Raw genomic sequence first — 1,763 nt, 5'->3', positions numbered from 1 at the left:
GTAACAACCCAAACAAAAGCGAAGTCAATTCGCAAGCAATAAATTTGAGATAACAAATCAAAAAATCTGATTGAGCTAAGAGCTCATTTTAATTCAAAATGAGAGTTTGATCCTGGCTCAGGACGAACGCTGGCGGCGTGCCTAATACATGCAAGTCGAGCGAGCTTGCCTATAGAAGTTCTTCGGAATGGAAATAGATACAAGCTAGCGGCGGATGGGTGAGTAACGCGTGGGTAACCTGCCCTTAAGTCTGGGATACCATTTGGAAACAGATGCTAATACCGGATAAAAACTACTTTCGCATGAAAGAAGTTTAAAAGGCGGCGTAAGCTGTCGCTAAAGGATGGACCTGCGATGCATTAGCTAGTTGGTAAGGTAACGGCTTACCAAGGCGATGATGCATAGCCGAGTTGAGAGACTGATCGGCCACATTGGGACTGAGACACGGCCCAAACTCCTACGGGAGGCAGCAGTAGGGAATCTTCCACAATGGACGCAAGTCTGATGGAGCAACGCCGCGTGAGTGAAGAAGGTTTTCGGATCGTAAAGCTCTGTTGTTGGTGAAGAAGGATAGAGGTAGTAACTGGCCTTTATTTGACGGTAATCAACCAGAAAGTCACGGCTAACTACGTGCCAGCAGCCGCGGTAATACGTAGGTGGCAAGCGTTGTCCGGATTTATTGGGCGTAAAGCGAGCGCAGGCGGATTGATAAGTCTGATGTGAAAGCCTTCGGCTCAACCGGAGAACTGCATCAGAAACTGTCAATCTTGAGTGCAGAAGAGGAGAGTGGAACTCCATGTGTAGCGGTGGAATGCGTAGATATATGGAAGAACACCAGTGGCGAAGGCGGCTCTCTGGTCTGTAACTGACGCTGAGGCTCGAAAGCATGGGTAGCGAACAGGATTAGATACCCTGGTAGTCCATGCCGTAAACGATGAGTGCTAAGTGTTGGGAGGTTTCCGCCTCTCAGTGCTGCAGCTAACGCATTAAGCACTCCGCCTGGGGAGTACGACCGCAAGGTTGAAACTCAAAGGAATTGACGGGGGCCCGCACAAGCGGTGGAGCATGTGGTTTAATTCGAAGCAACGCGAAGAACCTTACCAGGTCTTGACATCCTTTGACCACCTAAGAGATTAGGTTTTCCCTTCGGGGACAAAGAGACAGGTGGTGCATGGCTGTCGTCAGCTCGTGTCGTGAGATGTTGGGTTAAGTCCCGCAACGAGCGCAACCCTTGTTAATAGTTGCCAGCATTAAGTTGGGCACTCTATTAAGACTGCCGGTGACAAACCGGAGGAAGGTGGGGATGACGTCAAGTCATCATGCCCCTTATGACCTGGGCTACACACGTGCTACAATGGGCAGTACAACGAGAAGCGAACCTGTGAAGGCAAGCGGATCTCTTAAAGCTGTTCTCAGTTCGGACTGTAGGCTGCAACTCGCCTACACGAAGCTGGAATCGCTAGTAATCGCGGATCAGCACGCCGCGGTGAATACGTTCCCGGGCCTTGTACACACCGCCCGTCACACCATGAGAGTTTGTAACACCCAAAGTCGGTGAGGTAACCTTTGGAGCCAGCCGCCTAAGGTGGGACAGATGATTAGGGTGAAGTCGTAACAAGGTAGCCGTAGGAGAACCTGCGGCTGGATCACCTCCTTTCTAAGGAAGCGAAGGCGCTGGAGAGTAGAGATACTAAGAGAAAGCGCCAGAGTACGGAAGCACACTGAAGAAACTTTGTTTAGTTTTGAGAGTAGTAACTCTCAAG

At 50.2% G+C, this 1,763-nt stretch carries 1 rRNA gene; it reads left to right on the top strand.

From position 1 onward, the window contains the following. Positions 1 to 94: 94 nt before the first annotated feature. A 16S ribosomal RNA gene (locus H628_RS07295) occupies positions 95 to 1,657 on the top strand. The last annotated feature ends 106 nt before the right edge of the window (positions 1,658 to 1,763 follow it).

This window comes from Lactobacillus psittaci DSM 15354, assembly GCF_000425905.1.
GTDB lineage: Bacteria > Bacillota > Bacilli > Lactobacillales > Lactobacillaceae > Lactobacillus > Lactobacillus psittaci.
This window is presented reverse-complemented; position numbering and strand designations above follow the sequence as displayed.